The following is a 24,117-nucleotide window of genomic DNA, read 5'->3' as shown; positions in this document are numbered from 1 at the left end:
CGCTCACCGGCCGCCCGCGGCGACGGGGTTCCGCCGACCACGGGCGTTTCGGACACGGCCGGGTCCCCGTCGGCATCTGCGCGGGAGGTCACGGGAGTGTCCGAGCGAGTCACAGCGCGTTGATCGTTCCGCGCAGCTTGGCCTGGAAGGCCTCAGGCAGCGGGACGTAACCGAGCTTGTCGAGGCCGTCCTGGCCCTTGTCCAGGATCGTGGTGAACGCGGACTTCAGGTTGTCGGAGACCGCCGAGTCCGAGTAGCCGGTGGAGCACACGATCTCGTAGGTCGTGAGCACCAGCGGGTAGGCGCCGGTCTCCTTGAGTCGGTAGAGGGCGTCGGTGTCGACCACCAGGTTCTTGCTGGACGGGTCCACGAACTGAGCCGCGTCGAGAGCCTTCGCGGCGGTGTCCTTGGTCAGCTGAGTGGGTCCGGCGCCGAAGTCGACGGCCGCCACGCTCAGCTCGTTCTCGGTGGCGAAACCCCACTCGACGTAGCTGATCGAGCCCTCGGTCTTCTTGACCGTGTCGCCGACGCCGGTCGACTTCGAGGCACCCGAGCCGCCGTGGCCGGCCCACTCCTTGCTGTGCTCGTACGGCCAGTCGGCCGGTGCGGCGGTGTTCAGGTAGCGCGTGAAGTTGTCGGTGGTGCCGGAGCTGTCGCTGCGGTGCACCGGCACGATGGTCGTGGCCGGGAGCTTGACGCCCGGGTTGAGCGCGGCGATCGCGGGATCGTTCCACTTGGCGATCTTGGAGTCGAAGATCTTCGCGAGTACGGGCGCGTTGAGGTTCAGCTTCTCCACACCGGGAAGGTTGAACGCGATCGCGACCGGCCCCGCGACCAGCGGCAGGTGCCAGGCCTCGTTGCCCGAGCACCGGCTCTTGGCGTCGGCGGCCTCAGCCGGCTTGAGCGGCGAGTCGGAGCCGGCGAAGTCGACGTCGCCCGAGATGAACTTCTTGATTCCGTCGCCGGAGCCGGAGCCCGTGTAGTCGAGGATGACGCCGCCGTTGTCGGTGAGGACCTGCGAGAAGTGCTCCATGGCCTTCTGCTGGGCCGTGGACCCTTCACCGGTGACGGTGCCGGACGAGGAGTCGCCGTCACCGCACGCGGTGAGGACGAGGGAGGCCGCGGCGATGCCGGCAACGGCGGCGCCTGCGGTGCGGACGAGCTTCGGTGACGCGCTCATGGGAGTCGGGGTGCCTTTCGATCTGTTCAGGTATCGAGGCGAAACTATCGACGCCCGGTTAGGACAGAGCGACCGGCGAGTGACGGCCCGGGTAACAGTCCGGGCACGAAAATGAACGGCTGGTTGACGCCGGGTTCAGCCCCGGCGATAGGCGATGTCGGCGGTGTACCGGGTGAATCCGAGCCGCGAATACGTGCGCAACGCCGCAGAGTTGTCGCCCTCGACGTACAACTCCACTTCGTCGAGCCCGCGGCCGCCGGGGCGCAGGTCGGCCATATAGCGCAGGCCGGCGAGCGTCAGCAGCGCGCCGAGGCCACGGCCCTGCGCGGCGGAGTCGACGCCGACGATGTACACCTCGCCGAGGGGCGCGGCTCCGTCGGCGGCGGGATGGATCTTCGTCCAGTGGAATCCCAGCAGGACGTCCGGGTCGGCGGCGTCGAACGCCAGGAATACACCGTCGGGATCGAACCAGTCCGCGCCGGTGCGGGCGGCGATGTCGCGCAGCGTCCATCCGCCCTGCTCCGGGTGCCAGGAGAAGGCGTCGTTGTTCACCCGGAGGATCTCCGCGTCGTCGGACGGTCCCGCGTACGTACGCAGCGCGATGTCCTCGCGCCGGGGGAGATCGGGCAGCGGCTGTGCCACGGGCCTGCGCAGTTGCAGCAGTTCGCGGGCACGGACCAGACCGAGTGCCGCGGCGACGGCGGCGGCCGCGGGCAGGTCGCCGTGCGCCCACACCTGCGGCGGTTCCGAGCCCGGCAGATCGCCGGCGGCGGTCAGGGCGGCGTCCACGAGAGCACGACCCTCCCCGTGGCCCCGGTGGTCGGGGTCCACCACCGCTTCCACTATCGCCGCGCCGCCGTCGCGCGCCGCGAGGACGTTGGCGTATCCATGATCGGTGAGGACATGCAGGTCCGCCCCCGAGTCGATCGCGAGGCGCGCCTGCTCGGCGAGCGGCGCGATACCGTCGACGCGTTCGGCGCGTTCGCACACCTCGCGCGCGAACGCCGAGTCGTCGGCGGTCAGGGAGTCGGAGACGACGCGGTGCCGGATCTGCTCATTCATCACAGTCCAATGTATCGGCAGCCGGCGACCACTCGTCCTACCCTGTCTCGTCCTGCTCGGTGTCGTCGCCGGCGGTGTCGCCGCCGTCGCGGTCGCCCCGGCGCGTCGGCCGCACCGCCTTGTAGCCGACGTTGCGCACCGTGCCGATCAGTGACTCGTGATCACTGCCCAGTTTGGCTCGCAGACGCCGGACGTGGACGTCGACTGTGCGGGTGCCGCCGAAGTAGTCGTAACCCCACACCTCGTGCAGCAGTTGGGCTCGGGTGAAGACCCGGCCCGCGTTCTGCGCGAGGAACTTCAGCAGCTCGAACTCCTTGTACGTGAGATCGATCGGCTTGCCCCGCAATCGGGCCGTGTAGGTGGACTCATCGATCACCAACTCGCCCAGCGTCACCTTGTCCGGCTGCTCGTCCACGCCACCGGTCACGCGCGTCGACACCAGGCGCAGCCGGGCGTCGAGCTCCGCGGGTCCGGTGGTCGGCAGCAGGAAGTCGTCGACGCCCCAATCGGCGTTCACCGCGACCAGTCCGCCCTCGCCGACGACGGCCACCACCGGGGCGGTGCCGGTGTCCGACACCAGCCGGCACATGGTTCTCGCACCCGCGAGATCGCTGCGCGCGTCCACCAGGATCACCTGTGGTTCGCCCAGCTGCACCAGCGAGGACGTCTGGGCAGGCAGCACGGCCACCTGATGGGACAGCAGGGAGAGCGATCCCAGGACGGCTTCGGCAGTTTGCTCTTCGGTCAGCAGCAACAGGTCCACACACCACTCCGATCTCGTCGTGGCCTCAGCACTGTGGGCTGTCGATCGACGCTGGTCGCAGCACCCGGTTATCAGATGACAGAATAGCGCCGATGCTCCTCACCGCCCACGACCCCCCGAAACCCGCGTCCCGCCGGTACCTGCGAATCGGTGCCTGGATCGCAGTCGTCCTCGTCGTCGTGGGCGTCCTGGCGCTGATCGCCGACGACTTCGCGGCGTCCCGCGCCGAGCACCGCCTCGCACGCGCCGTCCAGGCCTCACCCGGAGTCCCCTTCGAACCGGATGTGATCATGGCCGGCTTCCCGTTCCTCGCGCACCGCTCTGAGGGGAACTTCAGCTCGGTGCTGATCAGCGCCGACGGCGTCCCGATCGAGGGCTGCTCCGGCGTGCCGGTGTGCACCTCGACAGTCGACGCTCGGCTGCAGAGCACCGACCTCGGCCCCACCGGCGATCTGGGCCCGCGGACGGAGCTGCGGGCGCAGTCGATGCGGACCGAGACACGAATCAACTCCCCCACCCTCGGACGCCTGATGGGGATCGTCGATCTCTACATCAACACCCCGGCTCCCGAGGACAAAGTGGGCGGCGGCGGGCCGGGCGACGGCCTGCTCGAGCGCACCGAGGGCATCATGCTGAGCGGAACCGTCCCTCTGCCCGGCTCGCCGGAGACGCAGAACGGCTATCCCCCGTCGGCCGCGAAGTACACCGCGCCGAAGGTCAAGGTGAGCGTGAAGGCTCGCGTGTCGGTGGTCGACGGCCGTGTCCGCATCGAAGCCACCGACTTCTACACCGGACCCGAGGAGCACTACTCCGCCGACGTCCCAGAGGAATTTCGATCAGCGGTATTAAAAAGGTTTTCAACCACTCTTCCGGCCCTCCAGATGGCCTGGGGAACCACCGCGAAACATGCCCTGAGCAGGGGAAGCGACCTTGTGGCCGTCAGCGAGACCGGACCGGTGTCGGTGCGCGCCGTCGACTACGCGAAACCGCTCCCGAGCAGGCCCTGATTTCTGTTGTAGGGTCGGGTCCATGCAGCACCGACGTGGGCTGATGCTCACCCGCCGACTGGCGATCGACCTCTGTCGCGTCGTCGACTGCTGCTGTCGCTTGCCGGTGACGCACCGGGCGTGATGCACCGCTGACGATCTCAGCCGCATCCTCCACCGTCTCGTCGCAGACGACCGCCGTCCCCGGCCCGGAACACCCGTCGCCCAGTGCGACGAACTCGCCGTCTGGCGCGGCCTCACGCCGCGCGCGGTGATCATTTCGAAAGGAACCGAAATATGGCACGCTCCGATGTGCTCGTCAGCGCTGACTGGGCTGAAGAGAACCTCAACACCGACAAGGTCGTGTTCGTCGAGGTCGATGAGGACACCTCGATCTACGACAGCAACCACATCCCGGGCGCCATCCGCCTCGACTGGCGTAAGGACCTGCAGGACGGCCTGCGTCGCGACTTCCTGGACGCCGAGCGCTTCTCCGCACTGCTCAGCGAGCGCGGGATCGCGAACGACGACACCGTCGTCCTGTACGGCGGAAACAACAACTGGTTCGCCGCGTACGCGTACTGGTACTTCAAGATCTACGGTCACAAGGACGTCCGTCTGCTCGACGGCGGCCGCAAGAAGTGGGAGCTCGACGGCCGTCCGCTCAGCGCCGACGCTGTGACCCGCCCGGCCACCGACTACGTCGCCCAGGCCGCCGACAACTCGATCCGCGCCTTCCGCGACGAGGTGATCGACTCGATCGGTTCCAAGAACCTCGTCGACGTCCGCAGCCCCGACGAGTTCTCCGGCAAGATCGCCGCTCCGGCGCACCTGCCGCAGGAGCAGGCGCAGCAGCGCGGTCACGTTCCGGGCGCCATCAACATCCCGTGGTCGACCACCGCCAACGAGGACGGGACCTTCAAGTCCGACGCAGATCTCACCGCGTTGTACGCGGACAAGGGCTTCGACGACGCCAAGGAGACCATCGCCTACTGCCGTATCGGCGAGCGCTCCAGCCACACCTGGTTCGTCCTTCAGGAACTGCTCGGCAAGAAGAACGTCAAGAACTACGACGGCAGCTGGGTCGAGTACGGCTCGCTGGTCGGCGCTCCGATCGAGCGCTGAGCCGCCCCGCAAACTCCCCCATCGACAGTCTCTGAGAGGACTAGTGACATGTGCGCAGCACCCAAGCAGGGTCAGACCCTCCCCGCCGGCGTCGACACTGAGAAGGAGACCGTCCTGACCGGTCAGGTCGTGGACGGTTCGGGCAACCCCGTCGCGGGCGCCTTCGTCCGTCTGCTCGACGGCACCGGCGAGTTCACCGCCGAGGTCGTCGCCTCGGCCACCGGCGACTTCCGCTTCTTCGCCGCCCCGGGCACCTGGACTCTGCGCGCGCTGAGCTCGCAGGGCAACGGCGACGTGACCGTCTCGCCCGAGGGGCCGGGCGTCCACAACCAGGACGTCACCGTCGCGAAGTGATTCGCGCGTAGCTGTTCGACGAGGCCCCGGTCCGCTGCTGCTGACCGGGGCCTCGTCGTCTGTGCGGCAATCTACGCAGCATCCGCTCAGTTCACCGGCCGACGCTCGCTCCCTCACCGCGCGTTCACCGCTCAACTGAGCGAATACCCCGCCACGTCGCGAACAACGGAACCGATGCGTCGGCGCCTGCGTCCAATTCATATGTGGCCTATCGACGAACACGGACTGATCTGGCGTGCCGACGCCCTCGACTGCGGTGTCACCGAGCTGGAGCTGAGACAGGCCCGTCGAGAACGCCGGATCTACGACGTCGGGCGCGGCGCTTTCGCCTTGGCGAGCGCGTATCCCGCCGAGCCCAGCGCAGCGGCCCGTCAGCACTATCGGTTCCGATGTCTGGCGGCAGGAGCCGCAGCGGCCCGTCGCGAAAGCGACGGTCGAGTCGTCAGCCATCAGTCGGCCGCGGCGATCCTCGGGCTGGACCTGCTGCTCCCCGATCGGCGGCTCGTTCACCTCACCAACGGCCGGAGCGGCGGCGGCAACAGCACCAGGGAACGGATGATCCATTCGGGTCTGGTCGCCGACGACGACGTCATCGAAATCGGCCGACTGCGCCTGACGAATCTCCCCCGCACCGCCGTCGACGTCGCGCTCAGCCAGACCGACTTCGCCAAGATCCTGACGGTCTTCGACGGTGCGCTACGCGCCGGAGTGTCCCGAGCCGACCTGGAACGACGACTCGCGATGCCCCGGCGCGGTGTCGCCAGAGCCAGATTCGCACTGAGCCTCGCGAGCGGGCTGTCAGCGAACCCCGGGGAGTCGTGGAGCCGGGCACAGATGATCGAAGCCGGTGTCCCCGCGCCGAAGCTGCAGTCGGAGTACGTCTTGCCCGATGGGCATCTCGCGATCTGCGACTACGACTGGGACGGACTGGTCATCGGCGAGTTCGACGGATTCGGCAAGTACCGCAGGGAGGTCATCGACACGGACGAGGACGCGGGCGACATCGTGATCCGCGAGAAGATCAGAGAGGATGCTCTTCGCGGCTTGGGCCTCGGCGTCGTCCGATGGCGATGGGAGCATCTTCAGAAGCGCACGCTGGTGCGGCTCCTCCAGCAGCACCTACCGACCTACGGTGTACGCGAATGGGAATCCGCTCAAGCGAGCGGCTTCCGCTCGGTGAGCGACTGAGCGGACCCGCGCGAACTGAGCGGACAGCCGCACTCTCCGACGAGAGCTACGTCAACCGGTCCAGCAGCTCCAAGGGATCGACACCGTAGGTCTCGACGATCTGTGCGCCGTCGTCCCCGACGTCGATGATGGCCTCCGGGGTGTAGACGCGATCGACGCACGACAGTCCGGTCAGCGGGTACGTGCACTGCGGCACGATCTTCGGATCACCGTTGCGGGCGAACAGAGTCATCATCACGAACACCTGCTTGGCGCCGATCGCGAGGTCCATCGCTCCGCCGACCGCCGGGATCGCGTCCGGCGCACCGGTGCTCCAGTTCGCCAGGTCGCCGCCGAAGGAGACCTGAAAGGCGCCCATGACGCATACGTCGAGGTGACCGCCCCGCATCATCGCGAACGAGTCGGCGTGGTGGAAGTACGAGGCGCCCGGCAACTCCGTGACAGGTACTTTGCCCGCGTTGGTGAGGTCGAGGTCCACATCGTCACCCGTCGCCTGCGGCCCCATCCCGAGCATCCCGTTCTCGGTGTGCAGGGTGATTCCGGCGCCGGGGTCGAGATGGTCGGCGATCTGGGTCGGCTGACCGATGCCGAGGTTGACGTAGGAGCCGGCCGGGATGTCGGCGGCGATACGCGCGGCGAGACGCTCCTTCGTCATCGGCGCGTCGGCCATCCGAAGCGCCCCGGAAGCGTGAATCAGTCGATCGGTCATCGTGCGCCCTCCACGGCGAATCGGCGAGTGGGAGTCGCGACCACCCGGTCGACGTAGATGCCGGGTGTCACGACGGTTTCCGGATCGATGCCGCCGACCGGCACCACCTCGTCCACCTGGACGACGGTGGTCGCGGCGGCCGCGGCCATGACCGGCCCGAAGTTGCGTGCGGTCTTCCGGTAGACGAGGTTGCCCGCGCGGTCGCTGCGGTGCGCGCCGATCAGAGCGACGTCGCCCTTGATCGGGTATTCCAGCAGATACGTCCGACCGTCGATCTCGCGGGTCTCCCGGCCCTCGGCGATCGGAGTGCCGACCGCCGTCGGGCAGTAGAACGCACCGATGCCCGCACCGGCCGCCCGCATCCGTTCGGCGAGGTTGCCCTGCGGCACCACTTCGAGCTCGATCTCGCCCGCGCGGTACAGGCGGTCGAAGACCCAGGAGTCCGACTGCCGGGGAAAGGAGCAGAGGATCTTCCTGACCCGGCCGGCCGCGAGCAGCGCGGCGAGTCCGTGGTCGCCGTTGCCCGCATTGTTGCTCACCACCGTCAAGTCTGTGGCCCCCTGCCGGATCAGCGCGTCGATCAGATCGAACGGCATACCCGCCAGTCCGAATCCGCCGATCAGAACGGTGGACCCGTCGGCGATGCCGGCCACGGCTTCGTCGACGTCTCCGCAGAAGACGGTGGCGCTCACTGGTGCCCTCCTCGGTCGGTCGGCCGTCGGGACGCGTTCCGTTCCGGCGGTCCGAGTGCTACCCCTACGACGCTATGCCTCCCGATTCAGACCGGCAATTACTCATTGAGGCACTATTGATATCTGATGGATTTCACTATTCGGCGAGCGTGGCGACCACTGTGATCTAGGAAGCAGTCGGACGACTCGTTTCGGTGACGCCACCGGCGCGCGGTACTATCGGCAGCGTGGTCCTCTTCTTTGAAATCCTGCTCGGATTGGCCTCGCTGCTGATCATCTGGTTCGCGCTGTACACCGTCTACCGACTGGTCAACGACGAGTCATGACGCGCTCCGGGAACGAAGCGATCTCCGACGCCGAGCAACGCGCTCAGCAGACCGCAGGTAAGAACCTGACGCCGGTCGGCGATCTGCCCGTTCCTCCGGACACCGCCAACCTCCGCGAGGGTCCCGATCTCCATTCCGGCCTGCTCGCTCTCCTGCCGATGGTCGGCGTCTGGGAGGGACAGGGCGAAGGGCACGATCCGGTGACCGGCGACGACTATCAGTTCGGTCAGCAGATCATCGTCTCGCACGACGGCGGCAATTACCTCGTCTGGCAGGCCCGATCCTGGGTCATCGACGACGACGGCGCGTACGTGCGGCCCGACCTCCGGGAGTCCGGCTTCTGGCGGATCAGCGAGGACGACGAGATCGAATTGCTGCTGACCCATGCCGAGGGCTCCATCGAGCTCTACTACGGCCGTCCGCTCACTCAGACGTCGTGGAATCTCACCACCGACGTCACCATCCGCTCCGAGACCGGGTCGCACACCGGCGGAGCGAAGCGCTTGTTCGGGTTGGTCCCCGACGGCGACCTTGCCTACGTGGAGGAGCGCGTCGACGCCGAGGGCGAACTGACGCCGCGACTGTCCGCGAAGCTCCGCCGCGTCGTCGGCTGACCCTCGGGTCTCACAACCGCACCACCGGCACGTCGATCCGTGACACGTCCTGGTGCGTCACCACCACCACGGCGCGCTCGCCGAAGAGATCACCGCAGATGAGCGACAGCAGTCGCTCCGCATCGCCCGCATCCAGGTGTTCGGTCGGTTCGTCGAGCAGCACCACCGGAGCCGGGTGCAGCAGGGCCCGCGCCAGCAGCAGTCGGCGCCGCTGACCGCCCGACAACGCTCCGCCCCCACCGGTCAGCTTCTCTCCCAACCCGTCTGGCAGACCGCCGAGCCACTCACCCAGCCCCACCCTCTCGAGCGCTGCGCGCATCTCGTCGTCGGAGACGTCGCCGCGTGCCACATGGAGGTTCTCCCGGACGGTGGTGGAGAAGACGTGCGCGTCGTCGGCGAAGTAGCAGACGTGCTCGCGTAGTTCCCCGGGGCCGGCGCTCACCGTCCCGGACAGCGGCGGGAGCAGCCCCGCCAAGGTCATCAGCAGCGTCGACTTGCCGACACCGCTCGGTCCGACGACCACCCGACGCTCCCCGGGGCCCACGCGGAAGTCGTCCGTCTCCCCCAGCGGGGTGGTCCATCCCCACCGCAGTGACTCCGCAGTCAGGGTCACCGGACGCGGGTCGACGACCGGGTCGGCGGCCTCGCGGTCACCGTCGGATGCGCCGTCGACGAGTGCCAGCACCCGCCGAGCGGCCTGGCGGCCGCTCTCCCACGCCATGCCGGCTTCGGTGAGCGGTGCGGTCGTCTCGAACGACGACAACGGCAGAAGCAACAGGATGCCGAAGACCATCGGCGTCACACCCGTGCCCGACGCGACGTCGGCCAGCGATCCGGGAAGCCCGGACGCCAGCTGCACCGCGATGATCGCCGCAGCGACCACGCTCACGCCCATCGAGATCGGCGTCACCGCCTGGGCCGCCGCCTGCCGGCGCATACCGGCGTTCTCGGCGTCCGCGGCACGGCGATCGGCTGCGGCGACCGTCCCCAGCACGGATCGGCGCACCCCCGCGACCGCCAGTTCCGGGCCGTGCCACAGCAGTGACGACGTGGCTTCGACGACATCGTCGCGGGCGCGCGCGGCGGCAGCGACTTTATCGGCCGCCCCGCGCGCGGCCAGCCAAGGCGCGAGCACACCGCTCACCAGCAATGCGACCGCGAGCACGATCGCGGCGGGAATCGAGACGAAGGCCATGATCGCCACGGCCGACACCGATGTCACCGCCCCGACCGCCATCGGGACCAGCCCGCGGATTACCGCACTGCCGATCTCATCGACGTCGTCGGCGGTACGCGCCATCAGCTCCGACTGCCGGAGGCCGACGGTGTAGCCCGGCGAGCCCTGCGCCAGCGCCCGGTACATCCGTGTGCGTGCGTCGGCCATCGCCGCCAGTGCCACGTCGTGCGTGGCGAGCCGTTCGACGTAGCGGAACACGCCGCGTGAGATGCCGAGCGCCCGGACCCCGGTGACCGCGACAGAGAGGTAGAGCACCGGTGGCATCTGCCACGCGCGCGTGATCAGCCAGGCGGACAGTGCCGCCAGCCCGAGCGCCGAGAGCGCTCCGGCGGCGCCGAGCAGGATCGGGATCACCAGAACGCGCCCGCGCATCCCGGTGAAGGCGAGGGCGGCGAGCATCGGATCGCGCGAGCGGTCAGCGGCCATCGGAGAGCTCCTTCGCGAAGTCGACCACCGCGTCGGCCGCCGACAGAACGCCTTTCTGATGCGAGACGACGATCACCGTGTCGCCTGCTCTCGCGCGGTCGACGAGTGCGGCGATCACCCGGCCGGCGGTGCCCTCGTCGAGATGCGCCGTCGGCTCGTCGAGCAACAGCAGCCGCGCGGGTGAGGCCAGCGTTCGGGTCAGCGCCAGTCGCTGTCGCTGGCCCGCCGACAGTCCGGCGCCGCCGGAGCCGAGCACCGAGTCCATTCCGTCGGGCAGATCGGCGAGGATCTCGTCGAAGGCCGAGGCGCGCATCGCTTCGGCGACGGCTTCCTTCGGCAGCTCGCCGAACAGATCCAGGTTCTCGGCCACGGTTCCGGGGACGATCACCGGATGCTGCGGCAGCCACACCAGCCGACCGTAGTGGGCGTCCCGATCGAGCGAGGCGAGGTCGCGACCGGCTATCAGCACCCGCCCCTCGTCGGGCGTGTGAAGTCCGAGCACCGCGGCCAGCACGGTCGACTTGCCCGCGCCGTTGGGGCCGGTGAAGACGGTGAGTTCTCCGGGCCGCGCCGTCGCCGACAGGCCCCGCGGCGCCCAGCCGTCGCGGCCGCGGATGCCGAGCCGATCGAGTTCCACCGTGACGCCGACCTCACCGGGCCGACTGCTCGCCTCGGCCTCGCCGCTCGCGGCTGCGCGCGCTGTTCCACGTGAAGCAGCGCGTCCGGACTCGATGAGATCGAGAACGTCATCCGCCGACGCGACACCGTCCTCGGCGTTGTGGAACTGCGCGCCGATCTGGCGCAGAGGCAGGTAGGCCTCGGGCGCCAGCACCAATGCGAGCACTCCCGCATACAGGCTCATCTCACCGAAGACGAGCCGCAATCCGATACTGACGGCGACCAGGGCCACGCTGAGGGTGGCGAGAAGTTCCAGGACGGCCCCGGAGAGGAAGGCGATCCGCAGCGAACCCATCGTGCTGCGGTGCAGACGCTCCCCCAGCTCGGCGACCTGCCCCGCCGGCCCCTGTGCACGACCGAGCGCACGCAGCGTCGGCAATCCGGTCATGAGGTCCACCAGCTGTGCGTTCTGCCGGCTCATCGCCGCCAGCTTCCGCCGGGTGCGGTCTCGTGTGACCAGTCCGATGAGCACCATGAACACCGGGATGAGCGGCAGGGTCACGATGATGATGACGCCGGAGATCGGGTCGGTCCACAGTTCCACCACCACGATGAGCGGGGTGATGACGACCGTCGACAGCAGGGCCGGCAGATACCCCGACAGGTAGTCGGAGAGCCGGTCGAGTCCGCGCAGCACCACCGTCAGCGCGTGCTCGCGCTCGTCGAGCAACCGCCGCGGACTCGTCTGCCCGGGATCGGTGAGAGTGTCGAGCGCTGCGACGCGCAGTTCGTCGATGGTCGCGTGAGCGGCGCGCCGGCTCACCCGATCACCGAAGTAGCTCATCGCGCCGCGGGCGGTCAGTGCCACCGCGAGCACCGTGAGGTGCACCGACTGAGCAGCGAACCCGCGCGCCGCCGGATCGGTGATCACCTCCGACAGCAGGCCGGCCAGGGCGATGGCCGAGGCGACCACCGCGACGACGTTGCCGATCGCGAACGCCGCCGAGGCCACGACGTACCGCCGCGCCGACCGCGACGCGCGGAGCAGTCGCGGGTCGAGCGGCGGGCGGCGACGAGACGTGGTCCGGGGCTCGGTCACTTACCGGAGCTCTGCAGCGGCAGGCCCACCGACGGCGGGATCTGGTCCACCGACAGCCGTTTGCGGAAGACCCAGTAGCTGTAGGCCTGGTAGGCGATGACCACCGGTGTCATGATCGCCGCGGCCCACGTCATGATGACCAGCGTGTAGTGGCTCGACGACGTGTTCGCGATCGTCAGGTCGTACGCGGCGTCCGTGGTGGACGGCAGGACCGCGGGGAACAGCGACGCGAAGAGCATCGCCACGGTTCCGGCGATGGCGATGCAGGTGGCGACGAACGCCCAGCCCTCGCGCCGTGCGGCCGTCGCGATCACCATGCCCACCGCCGCGACAGCGGTCACCACGACGATCGCCCAGGTCCAGGCGTGCCCGTACGCCAGCTGCGTCCAGATCAGGAACACCGCTGCGACCACGGCGGTCGGCACGGCGAGCCGGGCCGCGAAGGTCTGCGCATCGTGACGCATCTGCCCGGCGGTCTTGAGCGCGACGAAGACCGCACCGTGAGTGAGGAAGGCCAGCAGGGTGGTCGCGCCGCCGAGCAACGCGTACGGGTTCAGCAGGTTGAAGAAGCCACCCGTGTACTGGTGGTCGGCGTCGATCGGCAGTCCGCGCACCACGTTCGCGAATGCCACGCCCCACAGGATCGCCGGGATCCACGATCCGAGTCCGATGCCGAAGTCGCACCACCAGCGCCAGCGCGGGTCGTTGATCTTGCCCCGCCACTCGATCGCCACCACGCGCACGATCAGGCCGATCAGGATCAGAAAGAGCGGCAGGTAGAACGCGGAGAACATCGTCGCGTACCAGCCGCCGAAGGCCGCGAACAGCGCGCCGCCGCCGGTGAGCAGCCACACCTCGTTGCCGTCCCACACCGGTCCGATGGTGTTCAGCAGCACTCGCCTGCGCTTGTCGCCGTCCGGCTCGGAGCGTCGTCCGAGGAAGGACATCAGCATGCCGACGCCGAAGTCGAAGCCCTCGAGGACGAAGTACATCGTGAACAGGACCGCGATGACCAGAAACCAGAAGTTCTCAAGACTCATCGGATGCTCCTCTTAGTACGCGAACGAGAGTTCGGCGGATTCGTCGTCGTCCGAGCCGACGTCGGGCGCTGCGGCGTCCTTGTCGCTGGGACCTTCGATCACATAGCGCCGTTCGAGGTAGAACCAGACCACCCCGAGCGCGCCGTACAGCAGCGTGAACCCGATCAGCGTGGCCCACACCATGGGCGGTGTGTGGTTCGAGACGCCGTCCTGCACCAGCATGTGGATCCTGAGCGGATCTCCGTCGGCGTCGGCCCAGTTGGGGACGACCACCCACGGCTGCCTGCCCATCTCGGTGAAGATCCAGCCGGACGCATTCGCCAGGAACGGAGTCGGCAGCATCCACAGCGCCAGACGCCCGAACCACCTCGGAACCTCCGTGCGCTTCTTCCGCAGGAACCACAGTCCGCCGAAGGCGACGACCACTGAGCCGAGCGCCCAGGTGATCATGGCGCGGAAGCTCCAGTACGTGACGAACAGGTTGGGCGCGAAGTTCTGGCCCGGCATGTTCAGCGCTTCCTGGTACTGCTTCTGCAGCTCGTTGACGCCCTTCACCTCGGAGTCGAAGCTGTGGTCGGACAGGAACGACAGCATGTTCGGAATGGTGATGATGTGCTCGATGTTGTCGCAGTTGTTCTGCCGTCCGATGCTGAGCACGGAGAAGGACGCTCCGGTCTCGGTCTCGCAGAGCGACTCGGCCGCGGCCATCTTCATCGGCTGCTGTTTGAACATGAGCTGGCCCTGCATGTCGCCGGTGATGAACAATCCCAGTCCCGAGCCGATGATCACCCAGAGTGCGAAGATGCTCACCGGTCTCCACAGGGTGGCGTTGTCGTGGCGGAGCTTCTCCGGCGACGCACCGACCTGGCTCGGCGACGTGGTCGCCGGGATGATCGACTCGTCACCGATCTTGGCGGCTTCCTCGATCTTCGACGCGCGGTAGGTGTTGCGCGCCATCCACCAGAGACCGACCACGGCGACCACCGTCGACGCCGTCAGCAGGGCGCCCATGATGACGTGCGGGAACGCGACGAGCGTGGTGTTGTTGGTGATCACTGCGATGAAGTTGTTCATCGCGGGCCGTCCGCGTTCGGGATCCCACTCGACGCCGACCGGGTGCTGCATCCACGAGTTGGCCGCGATGATGAAGTAGGCGGAGGCGTTGACACCGATCGCGACGAGCCAGATGCACGCCAGATGGAGCCGGCGCGAGAGCCGTCCCCAGCCGAACATCCACAGACCGATGAACGTGGACTCGAGGAAGAAGGCCATCAGCCCTTCGAGGGCGAGCGGTGCGCCGAAGACGTCGGCCACATACCGGCTGTACTCGCTCCAGTTCATGCCGAACTGGAACTCCTGCACGATGCCGGTCGCGACGCCGAGGGCGAAGTTGATGAGGAAGATCTTGCCGAAGAACTTGGTGGCCCGGAGCCACTGCTCGTTGCCGGTGCGGTGCCACACCGTCTGCATGATCGCGATGAGCGGCGCGAGGCCGATCGTCAGCGGCACCAGAATGAAGTGGTAGACGGTGGTGATACCGAACTGCCATCTGGATATGTCTACAACACTCACTGCGACCTCAATTCGTCCCGAGGATGGGCGTTACTACACACGGTAGTAGACCTTGTTCAGTTGTAAAGCGTGCGTGATGCAGGCAACGGCCTTTGGGCCTATGACCCCGCTGACCTGTGCACCAGATCAGCGACGTCGATCACCGATCCGGCTCCGCAGGCCCGCCCGTCCAGTTCGCGCACACGCGCGGCGAGGGTGACCGACGACAGCAGCCACACCTCGTCGGCGGAGTACAGCTCCGTGACGGTCAACGGCCGCTGGTCCGTCCCGATCCCTTCGCTCTCGGCGAGTTCGAACAGTGCGTCCTGTGTGGTTCCGGGCAGCACGCCGTCGTCGCGCGGCGGCGTCACGAGTGCGCCGTCGATCACCGCGACCACCGTGCTGCGCGGACCCTCCAGCACCGTGCCCGACGCCGAGACGAAGATCGCGTCGTCGACGCCCAGTCCGCGGACGTGACGCAGGGCCGCGATGTTGGCGGCGTAGCTGAGCGACTTGACCCCGGAGAGCAGCCACGGCGACGTGGCGGCGAGCCCGGGTTGATACGCGGTCGGCAGCGTCAGCGCGCGGACGCCGTGCCGCCGAGCGGACTCGACGCGGTCCGGGACGGGCGCGATCGTCAGGTACAGGGTCGGATCACCCGACGGATCGTGTTCGCGTCCACGCGTGTACACCAGCCGCAGCATGCCCTCACCGGCATGGACCGACCGCCACTCGCGGACGCCCGTGCGCACCATCGCCTCGATCCGCCCCGGATCCGGTGCGGGCAGGCCGGCGACGGGCGCGGCCGCCGTGAGCCGCGCGAGATGCCGGTCGAGCCCGCAGACTCGCCCTTCGCGCACGAGCATGGTCTCGAAGAGCCCGTCGCCGTGCACGATTCCGAGATCGTCCGCGTGCAGGACGGGTGAATCCGGGTCAGCGACCTCGCCCTCAGGCGACACAAGGACGACTGGCATGCGACAACGATGCCATGGAACGGCGTGCGGCCGGCTGAATTCCGCGCGCCGGAATCTGCGTGCCGACATTCCGCTCATCGAGAGAATCCCTTGGCGAATGCGTCCGACACCGGGTACCACCGACAGATGAGCAATGAACGGATCGTCGTCGTCACCGGCGCCAGCCGGGGAGCGGGCAAGGGAATCGCCCTCGCGCTCGCACAGCCGGGTACCACCGTCTACGTGACCGGACGCACCACGGCCGCCGGGCAGACCAGTCTGCCGGGCACCATCACCCAGACCGCGGCTGAGATCGATGAGCGCGGCGGGACGGGAATCGCGGTGGCCGTCGACCACGACGACGACACTCGGGTCCAAGCCCTCTTCGACCGGATCGGCAACGACCACGGACGGCTCGACGTCCTGGTCAACAATGCCATCGCCCTGCCCGCCGGGCTCACCGACAAGGGACCGTTCTGGACCAAGGGACTCGACCTCCTGAGCCTGCACGGCGTCGGCCTGCGCTCCACCTATGTCGCCACCTACTACGCGGCGCCGCTCCTCACCGAGTCCGGCGGCGGGCTCGTCGTCAACACCTCCTCGTTCGGCGGCACCTGCTACATGCACGGTCCGGCCTACGGTTCCGGGAAGGCCGCCGTCGACAAGATGGCGCACGACATGGCTGTCGACTTCAAGCCCTTCGACGTCGCCGTCGTCTCGCTGTGGATGGGGCTGCTCAAGACCGAGGTGAACATGGCCGCCTTCAGTGCCCGGCCCGACCTCTACGACGGGCTGGTCGCGACCGCCGAGTCGGTGGAGTTCCCGGGACGCGTGATCGACGCACTGTCCCGCGATCGGGACCGGATGAAGTACTCGGGGCGGGTGCTGGTGGCTGCGGAGCTCGCGCAGGAGTACGGGATCACCGACGTCGATGGCAGCACTCCCCCGTCGCATCGGCCCTTCCTCGGCGACCCACCCGAATTCTCCTCTGCCGTCATCGACTGAACCAGCGGGCGGCCTCGTACACTCGGGACATGACCTCCGTGTCGCCGATCCTCAATTCGCATCCCAGTGCCGTCCCCACTCCGGAGGGAGACCCGAGTCCCGGCGTGGCCTGGCACTACGGCGACCCGCTGGGCGAGCAACGGGCGGCGACACGCGGCGCGGCCATTGTCGACCGCTCCGATCGCGCCGTGATCGAACTGTCGGGCCCGGAGCGGCTCACCTGGCTGCACACCATCTCCTCGCAGCATCTGACCGCGCTCGGCGATCGGCGCAGTGCCGAGAACCTCTCGCTCGACGGCAACGGACGGGTGGAGGACCACTTCGTCCTCACCGACATCGACGAGACCACATGGATCGACACCGAGGCCGAGCGAGGACAGGCGCTCACCGAGTTCCTGACCAGAATGGTGTTCTGGGCCAAGGTGACGCCGACCGCGCGCCCCGACATGGCGGTGCTGACCCTGCTGGGTCCCGACATCCTCACCGGCCCGGTCGCCGAGGCGATCGCGCTCCCGCCCGACGCCGAGCGTTACCAGGCCGGCGACCTGCCCGAGCTCCGTCACGACGACGAGCCGCTCGGCTTCTGGCGCGTGATGCCGCGGATCGGTGAGAACGGCTCGACACCTGTGGTCGATCTCATCGTCCCCGAACCCGATCTCCGAGAGTGGTGGCGACTGCTGACCGAGGCGGGCGCCGCGCCGGCCGGCATGTGGGCCTACGAAGCGCTGCGGGTGAACGTCCTGCGGCCGCGCCTGCACATCGACACCGACGAGCGGACGATTCCGCACGAGGTGGACTGGATCGGCGGCCCCGACGAGGCCGGCGCCGTGCACCTGGACAAGGGCTGTTACCGCGGTCAGGAGACCGTCGCCCGCGTCGCGAACCTGGGCCGCCCGCCGCGGCGGCTGGTGCTGCTGCATCTGGACGGCAGCTCCGCGTACCGCCCGGCTACCGGCGATCAGGTCAGCGCCGGCGGCCGGACCGTGGGCCGGGTCGGCACCGTCGTCGATCACTTCGAGAACGGTCCCATCGCGCTCGCGTTGGTGAAGCGCAACGTTCCGGCCGACGCCGAACTCGTCGTCGGCGATGCCGCCTCGCCCGACACCTCCGCGACCGCCCGCATCGACCCCGTGCTGTACACGCCCGACGACCAAGTGCCGCCCGGCCGCGCCGCCGTCGACCGTCTGCGGGGCCGCGGCTGACACGTGCGGCCACGGGAAGCCGCTGGTTCGAGCGTTTTCGATGTTCGACGGTCAGGCGATGAGACTTAATCCGTACTCCGCGCTAGACTGTCGGTACGAAAACTATTAACGAATAGAACGGGGCCGCCACACCGATGGCCGCCCCGTCACTGTGCGAGGGGGTCCCACATGGGCCGCGGCCGGGCAAAGGCAAAGCAGACGAAGGTTGCACGTCAGCTGAAGTACTCCGCTCCGAGTACCGACTTCGATAGTCTCCAGCGTGAACTCTCTGGTGGCAGGAAAGAGTCCCACGACTCGTGGTCGGACAGCGAGAGCTGGAACAGTGAAGAGGAGTGGCGACACGCCTGACGGCGCTGTCGCACGCACCCGCTCGTACGGGCGGTCAGCCCGGGCGCTCATGCCCAGACTGATGGCCTGACATTCGTAGAGCCCCGCGTCGTCCTGCGACGCGGGGTTTCTCGCGTCGCGCCGACCCGCGCGGTCGTCATGTCCGCGGGGTCGCCGAGAGCACCGCGTGAACCGCCGCGCGCACTCGCTCGTCCACGTCGCCCGGCGTTCCGGAATCGAACTTGCCGTCGAGATACAGGAACGCCAGGCCGTGCACGAGCGCCCACACTGCGACGGCCATCGGCTCGGGCTCGGCATCGGGGAAGACCCGCGCCACGATGGATTCGACGTACGCGTTGATGGTCTCGGCGGCCGAGGTCCGTTCCTCATCGGCCGGGTCGCACGGCTCGGCGAACATCACCCGGAACAGGCCCGGCCGCGACAGCGCGAACTGTACGTATGCGATCCCGACGTCGGCCAGATCGTCCGCGGATGCGGGCGCGGGATGAACTGCGGCCAGTTCGATCGCCAGGTCCCGGTATCCCACCGCGGCCACGGCGGACAGAAGGGCGCGCCGATCGGCGAAATGACGGTACGGTGCCGCGTTCGACACGCCGGCGCGCCGTGCCGCCGCGCGGAGCGAGAGGTCGCCTGCACCGCCCTCCTCCAGAATCTCCACCGCCGCCCGGACGAGCGCTGCGGGCAGGTCACCGTGGTGGTACGAGGTCGGCACAGTCAACAACCCTAACAATCGCCGCGGTCTCGACTCGTCTGTGCCTGACCCGGCCACCGCAGGCCGTGGCACCGCCGCGAGCGTCACGGAGTGTCGCAAAGTATCAAATACCGGTCGCCTCGCAGCCTTCAGTGCCGCCCCGGCCGCCACTAGCGTCGACTGACATGACGAACACCCGCCGAGCAGTTCCCCGCAAATGGATACGCCGCGAGATCGCGACCCTCGACCCGGTCGCCGACAGCGAACGGATCGTCCGACTGACGCTCGAGTCGCTGCTTCCGCCCGTCGGTGAACGGGTCTTCCTCGAATTGCTGTTCACCGTGTCCCTCATGCGGGTGATGGGTGAGCTCGAAGGAGCCGCCGCCGTCGATCGCGACGGGAAGGGAAAGGTCTACCACCACGGCGACCGGCGCACCGACGACACCATCCGCTATCTCACCGGATGGATGTACGACGGTGCGGGGAGCCCGCAGGCCCGCAGCTCCGCCGCCGAGATCAAGCGCATCCACGACAGCTACGCGCGGCACTACTCGATGTCGAACGAGACCTTCATCCACACCATCGCCTACTTCACCGTGCAGATCGACTGCCTCACCGAGATCGTCGGCGCGCCCGGGTTCACCGACGTGGAGAAGGAAGCTCAAGTGCGGCACTGGCGGACGATCGGCGAGTATCTGGGCGTCCGGGACATGCCCGAGACATGGGACGGCATGATCCGGGCGATGCGGGCCTACGAGGCCGACCCCGCCTGGTTCGCTCCCTCCGAAGCCGGCCACCGGGTGAGCGAGACCCTCGTCGCACAGTTCGGCGAACGGGTCTTCCCGCGCGGGTTCCGTTGGCTCGCAAAGCCTCTCATTCTTTCTCTGCACGACGACCACGTACTCGAGGCGCTCGGCCTGCCGAAGCCGCGGCCCGTCGTGACGACGACGATGCGAGCCGTGGTCCGGGCGGCGTTCTTCATGGTCCGCGAAGTGCTCCCCGATCGTCACACCGCGGTCCGGCCCGCAGGTTCCGCGGGCGAGCTCACGCGTTCCGCGCCCGGTAGCGGGTCGGCGTGACGCCGTACCACCGGGTGAAGGCGCGGGTGAAGGCCGCGGTCTCGGCGTCTCCGAGCCCAGCCGCGATCTCCGCCACCGGACGGTCGGTGCCGGTCAACGCCTCGGCGGCGCGGATCCGTCTGGACTCCTCGAGCAACGCCCGGAACGTGGTGCCCTCGCGAGCGAGACGGCGCTGCAGGGTCCGGCGATCGACGTGCAGTTCGCCGGCCAGTCGGGTCAGCGACTGCACCGGCTCGTCACTGCCGTGCAGCCTCGCCCACACGAGCGACCGCGCACCGAGGCGGCGCTGCTCGAGCTGTTGCTCGCACTGGGCGATGCACCGGCGTGCGGTCTCGGCGTTCGCGTGGGGAAGGCCGCGGCTCATCCATTCGCGCGGCACGACGAGCGCCGTGCGTCCCGCGTCGCAGACGAGTTCCTCCGTCGGCAGCACCGAGGCGACGAGAGCCCCACGCGTCCGATCGACCTCCGCCTCCACCCGCGGCAGGACGACGTCGCCGAGCACCATCGGCACCAGACCGGCGATGACCGTCAGATCGCGCTCGAGGATGAAGGGTCGGACGTCGTCGTTCACGTCGCCGAACGAGCATTCGAGCCGGACGTCCGAGCCGCTCTCGTCGTAGGTCACCGACAGGTCGGAGTAGGTATTGGTCAGACTCGCGAACGTCGTCGCCACCTCCAGCGCGTCCCCGAGCGTCTCGCTGGAGAGCATCGCGAACACGAAGATGCCGAGATTTCCCAGATTCACCATCCGCCCGGCCTCGATGCCGAGACCGGGCGGGTCGTTCAGCAGCGAGACGATGTTGGCGATCACTGCCAGTTCCTGCTCCGCCAGGACCACCGCCCCGTCGACACGCAGGTCACTCTGTCGCAGTCCGCTTCCCTGCAGGCAGTCAGCCGGATCGAGCCCATGACCCTCGCCGAGTTCCACCAGACTCGCGACGCCGCCCGACGTGCCGCGCCGCAGACTTCTCCACGCCGGATCAGCCACAGCCCACCCTCCTTGTTGACAGTGCTAACATCCATCGCTACCTTCGTATGTTAACGCCGATAACCTTCAATGGGAGCCACCGATGACAGTCCGTTCATCTTCGCCCGCGACGTCCGAACCCGCAGTCTCCGGACTGCCCGCATCGCTGACGCCGTCCCGCATCGCGCACCTGACGAGCCGTATCGCGGCGGCTCCGACAGCCGCGCGCGTCGGTACGACGATGCCCTACACCGGCGCGCCCCTCGCCGACCTGCCGGTCTCCACGCCGTCCGATGTCGACGAGGCCTTCACCCGCGGCCGGCGCGCCCAGGCCTCGTGGGCCGCGACTCCCGTCAGCGAACGCAAGCGAATCCTCCTGCGCTTCCATGACCTCGTCCTCGACCGCCGGAACGAGGTCATGGACCTCATCCAAGCCGAGAGCGGCAAGACCCGGCGCGACGCCTTCCTCGAAGTCACCGACATCGCCATCGCCGCCCGGTACTACGCGCGAAGCGCGAGCCGACTGCTCGCACCCGCGCGTCGTCGTGGCGCGATCCCCCTGCTGACCCGGACCACCGAACTCCGCCATCCCAAGGGCGTGGTCACCATCATCTCGCCCTGGAACTACCCGCTCAGCATGGCCGCGGGAGACGCGATCCCGGCACTGCTCGCAGGCAACGCCGTCGTGCAGAAGCCGGACACCCAGACAGCGCTCACGGCACTGTGGGCCCTCGATCTGATGCATCAGGCCGGCTTGCCCGACGACCTCTGGCAGATGGTGGTCGGACGCGGCAGCTCCATCGGCGACTCACTGATGCGCAACGCCGACTACATGATGTTCACCGGTTCCACCGCCGCAGGCCGGCACATCGCGCGAGAGGCCGGCGAGCGACTGATCGGAGCGTCGCTGGAACTCGGCGGGAAGAACGCGATGCTCGTGCTCGACGACGCCGACATCGCCCGTGCCGCCGACGGCGCCGTCAGCGCCTGCTTCCCATCCACGGGGCAGCTGTGCGTGTCGGTGGAACGCCTCTACGTCGCCGAGAGCGTCCGCGACGAATTCGTCGCCGCATTCGTCGAGCGCACCCGCGCACTGGAACTCGGCGGACGCTACGACTTCCGGAGCGACGTCGGCTGCCTCACCACGCAGTCGCAGCTCGAGACCGTCGCAACGCACGTCGAAGACGCGGTCGCGAAAGGCGCGACGGTCCTCGCCGGCGGCCGGGCCCGCCCGGATCTCGGACCGCTGTTCTACGAGCCGACCATTCTGACCGACGTCACCTCGGAGATGACGCTCTACGATCACGAGACCTTCGGTCCGGTCGTCTCGATCTACTCCTTCAGCGACGTCGAGGAGGCGATCGCGAGCGCGAACGCCACACCGTACGGACTCAACGCCAGCGTTTGGAGCCGCGATGCGGCCCGCGGCCATGCCGTCGCGTCACGCCTGCACGCCGGCACCGTGAACGTCAACGATGCCTTCGCCGCGGCATGGGGAAGCATCGACTCGCCGATGGGCGGCATGGGTGACTCCGGCGTAGGGCGCAGGCACGGATCCGAGGGCCTGCTCAAGTACACCGAAGCGCAAACCATCGCTCACCAGCGAGTTCTGGGTTTCACTCCCCCGCGTGGCATCTCTCACCGGGCGTGGGCGACGATGCTGACGGTCGCACTGAAGACCCTCAAGAGAATCGGCGTTCGTTGACCGGTTCACCCGCGCCGGCGGATGACCGCGACCTACCATCCCCCCGAGGAGGGCTCACATGACCGGAAGAATCGTTGTACTCGGCGCCACCGGCTATGCCGGCGGGCTGGCGGTGGAGGCGCTCGTCCGCCGCGGCGCCCGACCCGTGATCGCCGGCCTGCGGCCGCAGGCGCTGGCCGCCACCGCCGAACGCTTCGGCGGACTCGACACCCAGGTCGCCGACGTCACCGACTTCGACAGCGTGCGGGCTCTGGTGGAACCGGGTGACGTGCTCGTGACCACCGTCGGACCGTTCGAGCGGCTCGGATTCGCTGCCGCACGTGCGGCAGCCGAGCAGGGTGCCCACTACGTCGACTCCACTGGCGAAGTGGGATTCGTGCGCGCGATCCACGAACGTCACGACGCCGTGGCCCGCAAGACCGGCGCCGTCATGGTTCCGGCCTTCGGCAACGACTACGTACCGGGGGTCCTGGCCGGAGCCGTCGCCGCCCGGGAGGCCGGCGACTCCGCGCGGTCGCTCGACATCGGCTACTTCGTCGACGGCTCACTGCGCCGCGGACGCGGTCTCAGTTCCGGCACCCGCGCCACGATGTCGGACGCCATCACGCTGCCGGTCACCGTCTGGAAGAACGGGCGGCTGGAGGACCAGCGGGCCGCGAGCCGAGTGCTGACCTTCGGCGCCGGCGCTCGCCGCAAGGCGGCGATGCTCGCCACCGGCACCGAGGTGCTGTTCCTGCCTCCGGCGTTTCCGCACCTCGAATCCGTCGAGGTGTACAACGGCTGGTTCCCCGAGCTCAGCCGGGCCATGAGCCTGCTGTCCGCCGTCGTGAACACCGCGGTCCGCATCGAACCCGGCCGACGACTCGTCGCCGCCGTGACCGGCCGCTCCGGCGGAGCGCCCGGCGGTCCGGACGCCGCCGAGCGTTCCCGCAGCGGCGCGCACACCGTCGCGGTGGCGCGCGACCGCGGCGGCGCCGTGCTGGCCGAGGTCCACGCCACTGGCCCGAACGTCTACGACCTCACCGCTGAGCTGATGGCGTGGGCGGCCGACCGTCTCGCTTCGGGCCACGGCGAGCAGCCGGGCGTCGTCGGACCGGTCGAAGCATTCGGCCTCGACACGCTCCTCGCCGCGGGAGCCGAGATGGGGCTGACCGTCGGCGCAGACCCTCGGTCACGGCGACCGGTGTGAGTGGACCC

At 68.6% G+C, this 24,117-nt stretch carries 23 protein-coding genes; 11 read left to right on the top strand and 12 right to left on the bottom strand.

From position 1 onward, the window contains the following. Positions 1 to 109: 109 nt before the first annotated feature. The 3 genes from pstS to ACE11G_RS03425 form a co-directional block, all read right to left on the bottom strand. Positions 110 to 1,180: a phosphate ABC transporter substrate-binding protein PstS gene (gene pstS, locus ACE11G_RS03435; RefSeq protein WP_045539831.1), complete on the bottom strand. Its 1,071-nt coding sequence runs from the start codon at positions 1,178 to 1,180 to the stop codon at positions 110 to 112. Positions 1,181 to 1,315: 135 nt separating this feature from the next. Further along, a complete protein-coding gene (gene mshD, locus ACE11G_RS03430; RefSeq protein WP_006895706.1) occupies positions 1,316 to 2,242 on the bottom strand; it encodes a mycothiol synthase in 927 nt (308 codons plus the stop codon). 37 nt (positions 2,243 to 2,279) lie between these two features. Next, entirely contained in the window at positions 2,280 to 3,005 is a 726-nt protein-coding gene (locus ACE11G_RS03425; RefSeq protein ID WP_006895707.1) for a response regulator transcription factor, read from the bottom strand. A gap of 92 nt (positions 3,006 to 3,097) precedes the next feature. Between ACE11G_RS03425 and ACE11G_RS03420 the strand changes: the two genes are divergently transcribed. The 4 genes from ACE11G_RS03420 to ACE11G_RS03405 all read left to right on the top strand — a co-directional run bounded on the left by ACE11G_RS03420 (position 3,098) and on the right by ACE11G_RS03405 (position 6,658). Continuing rightward, positions 3,098 to 4,012 carry a DUF2993 domain-containing protein gene (locus ACE11G_RS03420; protein WP_006895708.1) on the top strand — a complete coding sequence of 305 codons (915 nt, stop codon included), beginning with the start codon at positions 3,098 to 3,100 and terminating at the stop codon, positions 4,010 to 4,012. Between the two features lie 276 nt (positions 4,013 to 4,288). Further along, on the top strand, positions 4,289 to 5,116 hold the full coding sequence (locus ACE11G_RS03415; protein ID WP_006895709.1) for a sulfurtransferase: 828 nt from the start codon (positions 4,289 to 4,291) through the stop codon (positions 5,114 to 5,116). Between the two features lie 48 nt (positions 5,117 to 5,164). Then, positions 5,165 to 5,470, top strand: coding sequence for a DUF1416 domain-containing protein (locus tag ACE11G_RS03410; RefSeq protein ID WP_045538354.1), 306 nt, complete (start codon positions 5,165 to 5,167; stop codon positions 5,468 to 5,470). Positions 5,471 to 5,644: 174 nt separating this feature from the next. Then, on the top strand, positions 5,645 to 6,658 hold the full coding sequence (locus ACE11G_RS03405) for a hypothetical protein (protein ID WP_375003676.1): 1,014 nt from the start codon (positions 5,645 to 5,647) through the stop codon (positions 6,656 to 6,658). A gap of 46 nt (positions 6,659 to 6,704) precedes the next feature. Here the strand turns inward: ACE11G_RS03405 and ACE11G_RS03400 are convergent, their stop codons facing one another. Together ACE11G_RS03400 and ACE11G_RS03395 are read right to left on the bottom strand one after the other, a co-directional pair. Next, positions 6,705 to 7,313, bottom strand: a complete 609-nt coding sequence (locus tag ACE11G_RS03400) for a 3-oxoacid CoA-transferase subunit B (protein ID WP_375004087.1) — start codon at positions 7,311 to 7,313, stop codon at positions 6,705 to 6,707. Between the two features lie 50 nt (positions 7,314 to 7,363). Then, positions 7,364 to 8,059, bottom strand: a complete 696-nt coding sequence (locus ACE11G_RS03395; RefSeq protein ID WP_006895719.1) for a 3-oxoacid CoA-transferase subunit A — start codon at positions 8,057 to 8,059, stop codon at positions 7,364 to 7,366. A gap of 322 nt (positions 8,060 to 8,381) precedes the next feature. On the opposite strand from ACE11G_RS03395, the gene ACE11G_RS03390 reads away from it, so the two are divergent. Beyond that, complete coding sequence (locus tag ACE11G_RS03390) at positions 8,382 to 8,999, top strand: FABP family protein (protein WP_006895720.1); 618 nt, start codon at positions 8,382 to 8,384, stop codon at positions 8,997 to 8,999. 10 nt (positions 9,000 to 9,009) lie between these two features. On the opposite strand, the gene cydC is transcribed toward ACE11G_RS03390, so the two are convergent. From cydC to ACE11G_RS03365, 5 genes are all read right to left on the bottom strand, one after another. Then, positions 9,010 to 10,662, bottom strand: coding sequence for a thiol reductant ABC exporter subunit CydC (cydC, locus tag ACE11G_RS03385; protein ID WP_062365950.1), 1,653 nt, complete (start codon positions 10,660 to 10,662; stop codon positions 9,010 to 9,012). Beyond that, complete coding sequence (gene cydD, locus ACE11G_RS03380) at positions 10,652 to 12,379, bottom strand: thiol reductant ABC exporter subunit CydD (protein WP_062365954.1); 1,728 nt, start codon at positions 12,377 to 12,379, stop codon at positions 10,652 to 10,654. The genes cydC and cydD overlap by 11 nt, the downstream gene beginning before the upstream one ends. Further along, positions 12,376 to 13,419 (bottom strand): cytochrome d ubiquinol oxidase subunit II, encoded by a 1,044-nt coding sequence (gene cydB / locus ACE11G_RS03375; RefSeq protein WP_062365957.1) that lies wholly within the window; start codon positions 13,417 to 13,419, stop codon positions 12,376 to 12,378. The genes cydD and cydB overlap by 4 nt, the downstream gene beginning before the upstream one ends. A 12-nt stretch (positions 13,420 to 13,431) precedes the next feature. Next, complete coding sequence (locus ACE11G_RS03370; protein ID WP_045538367.1) at positions 13,432 to 14,991, bottom strand: cytochrome ubiquinol oxidase subunit I; 1,560 nt, start codon at positions 14,989 to 14,991, stop codon at positions 13,432 to 13,434. 98 nt (positions 14,992 to 15,089) lie between these two features. Next, on the bottom strand, positions 15,090 to 15,944 hold the full coding sequence (locus ACE11G_RS03365) for an aminodeoxychorismate lyase (protein ID WP_045538368.1): 855 nt from the start codon (positions 15,942 to 15,944) through the stop codon (positions 15,090 to 15,092). 126 nt (positions 15,945 to 16,070) lie between these two features. Between ACE11G_RS03365 and ACE11G_RS03360 the strand changes: the two genes are divergently transcribed. The 3 genes from ACE11G_RS03360 to ACE11G_RS03350 all read left to right on the top strand — a co-directional run bounded on the left by ACE11G_RS03360 (position 16,071) and on the right by ACE11G_RS03350 (position 18,478). Then, positions 16,071 to 16,928: an SDR family NAD(P)-dependent oxidoreductase gene (locus tag ACE11G_RS03360; RefSeq protein ID WP_039867115.1), complete on the top strand. Its 858-nt coding sequence runs from the start codon at positions 16,071 to 16,073 to the stop codon at positions 16,926 to 16,928. Positions 16,929 to 16,957: 29 nt separating this feature from the next. After that, the gene (locus ACE11G_RS03355; RefSeq protein ID WP_062365959.1) at positions 16,958 to 18,130 is read left to right on the top strand and encodes a folate-binding protein YgfZ; all 1,173 of its coding nucleotides are present in this window, start codon (positions 16,958 to 16,960) and stop codon (positions 18,128 to 18,130) included. A gap of 168 nt (positions 18,131 to 18,298) precedes the next feature. Beyond that, positions 18,299 to 18,478 carry a DUF3073 domain-containing protein gene (locus ACE11G_RS03350; protein ID WP_006895729.1) on the top strand — a complete coding sequence of 60 codons (180 nt, stop codon included), beginning with the start codon at positions 18,299 to 18,301 and terminating at the stop codon, positions 18,476 to 18,478. Between the two features lie 136 nt (positions 18,479 to 18,614). Here the strand turns inward: ACE11G_RS03350 and ACE11G_RS03345 are convergent, their stop codons facing one another. Continuing rightward, a complete protein-coding gene (locus tag ACE11G_RS03345) occupies positions 18,615 to 19,190 on the bottom strand; it encodes a TetR/AcrR family transcriptional regulator (protein ID WP_006895730.1) in 576 nt (191 codons plus the stop codon). 164 nt (positions 19,191 to 19,354) lie between these two features. Here ACE11G_RS03345 and ACE11G_RS03340 point away from each other — a divergent pair, with 164 nt between their 5' ends. Continuing rightward, the gene (locus tag ACE11G_RS03340) at positions 19,355 to 20,248 is read left to right on the top strand and encodes an oxygenase MpaB family protein (RefSeq protein WP_062365961.1); all 894 of its coding nucleotides are present in this window, start codon (positions 19,355 to 19,357) and stop codon (positions 20,246 to 20,248) included. On the opposite strand, the gene ACE11G_RS03335 is transcribed toward ACE11G_RS03340, so the two are convergent. Further along, positions 20,214 to 21,236 carry an AraC family transcriptional regulator gene (locus ACE11G_RS03335; protein ID WP_062365963.1) on the bottom strand — a complete coding sequence of 341 codons (1,023 nt, stop codon included), beginning with the start codon at positions 21,234 to 21,236 and terminating at the stop codon, positions 20,214 to 20,216. The two genes, ACE11G_RS03340 and ACE11G_RS03335, sit on opposite strands and share 35 nt — an antisense overlap. Positions 21,237 to 21,318: 82 nt before the next feature. Here ACE11G_RS03335 and ACE11G_RS03330 point away from each other — a divergent pair, with 82 nt between their 5' ends. Together ACE11G_RS03330 and ACE11G_RS03325 are read left to right on the top strand one after the other, a co-directional pair. Then, a complete protein-coding gene (locus tag ACE11G_RS03330) occupies positions 21,319 to 22,920 on the top strand; it encodes a succinic semialdehyde dehydrogenase (protein ID WP_062365965.1) in 1,602 nt (533 codons plus the stop codon). Between the two features lie 58 nt (positions 22,921 to 22,978). Next, positions 22,979 to 24,109 (top strand): trans-acting enoyl reductase family protein, encoded by a 1,131-nt coding sequence (locus tag ACE11G_RS03325; RefSeq protein WP_062365967.1) that lies wholly within the window; start codon positions 22,979 to 22,981, stop codon positions 24,107 to 24,109. The last annotated feature ends 8 nt before the right edge of the window (positions 24,110 to 24,117 follow it).

Source organism: Gordonia sp. PS3 (genome assembly GCF_041950545.1).
GTDB lineage: Bacteria > Actinomycetota > Actinomycetes > Mycobacteriales > Mycobacteriaceae > Gordonia > Gordonia sihwensis.
Note: the sequence above shows the minus strand (reverse complement) of the source record. Positions and strands in the feature narration are given on the sequence as shown.

What these genes read in the sequence shown, in the direction of transcription:
- pstS (WP_045539831.1), bottom strand. Translation starts at nt 1,180, where the DNA reads ATGAGCGCGTCACCGAAGCTCGTCCGCACCGCAGGCGCCGCCGTTGCC.
- mshD (WP_006895706.1), bottom strand. Translation starts at nt 2,242, where the DNA reads ATGAATGAGCAGATCCGGCACCGCGTCGTCTCCGACTCCCTGACCGCC.
- ACE11G_RS03420 (WP_006895708.1), top strand. Translation starts at nt 3,098, where the DNA reads ATGCTCCTCACCGCCCACGACCCCCCGAAACCCGCGTCCCGCCGGTAC.
- ACE11G_RS03415 (WP_006895709.1), top strand. Translation starts at nt 4,289, where the DNA reads ATGGCACGCTCCGATGTGCTCGTCAGCGCTGACTGGGCTGAAGAGAAC.
- ACE11G_RS03410 (WP_045538354.1), top strand. Translation starts at nt 5,165, where the DNA reads ATGTGCGCAGCACCCAAGCAGGGTCAGACCCTCCCCGCCGGCGTCGAC.
- ACE11G_RS03405 (WP_375003676.1), top strand. Translation starts at nt 5,645, where the DNA reads ATGCGTCGGCGCCTGCGTCCAATTCATATGTGGCCTATCGACGAACAC.
- ACE11G_RS03400 (WP_375004087.1), bottom strand. Translation starts at nt 7,313, where the DNA reads ATGACGAAGGAGCGTCTCGCCGCGCGTATCGCCGCCGACATCCCGGCC.
- ACE11G_RS03390 (WP_006895720.1), top strand. Translation starts at nt 8,382, where the DNA reads ATGACGCGCTCCGGGAACGAAGCGATCTCCGACGCCGAGCAACGCGCT.
- cydC (WP_062365950.1), bottom strand. Translation starts at nt 10,662, where the DNA reads ATGGCCGCTGACCGCTCGCGCGATCCGATGCTCGCCGCCCTCGCCTTC.
- cydB (WP_062365957.1), bottom strand. Translation starts at nt 13,419, where the DNA reads ATGAGTCTTGAGAACTTCTGGTTTCTGGTCATCGCGGTCCTGTTCACG.
- ACE11G_RS03365 (WP_045538368.1), bottom strand. Translation starts at nt 15,944, where the DNA reads ATGCCAGTCGTCCTTGTGTCGCCTGAGGGCGAGGTCGCTGACCCGGAT.
- ACE11G_RS03360 (WP_039867115.1), top strand. Translation starts at nt 16,071, where the DNA reads ATGAGCAATGAACGGATCGTCGTCGTCACCGGCGCCAGCCGGGGAGCG.
- ACE11G_RS03355 (WP_062365959.1), top strand. Translation starts at nt 16,958, where the DNA reads ATGACCTCCGTGTCGCCGATCCTCAATTCGCATCCCAGTGCCGTCCCC.
- ACE11G_RS03350 (WP_006895729.1), top strand. Translation starts at nt 18,299, where the DNA reads ATGGGCCGCGGCCGGGCAAAGGCAAAGCAGACGAAGGTTGCACGTCAG.
- ACE11G_RS03340 (WP_062365961.1), top strand. Translation starts at nt 19,355, where the DNA reads ATGACGAACACCCGCCGAGCAGTTCCCCGCAAATGGATACGCCGCGAG.
- ACE11G_RS03330 (WP_062365965.1), top strand. Translation starts at nt 21,319, where the DNA reads ATGACAGTCCGTTCATCTTCGCCCGCGACGTCCGAACCCGCAGTCTCC.
- ACE11G_RS03325 (WP_062365967.1), top strand. Translation starts at nt 22,979, where the DNA reads ATGACCGGAAGAATCGTTGTACTCGGCGCCACCGGCTATGCCGGCGGG.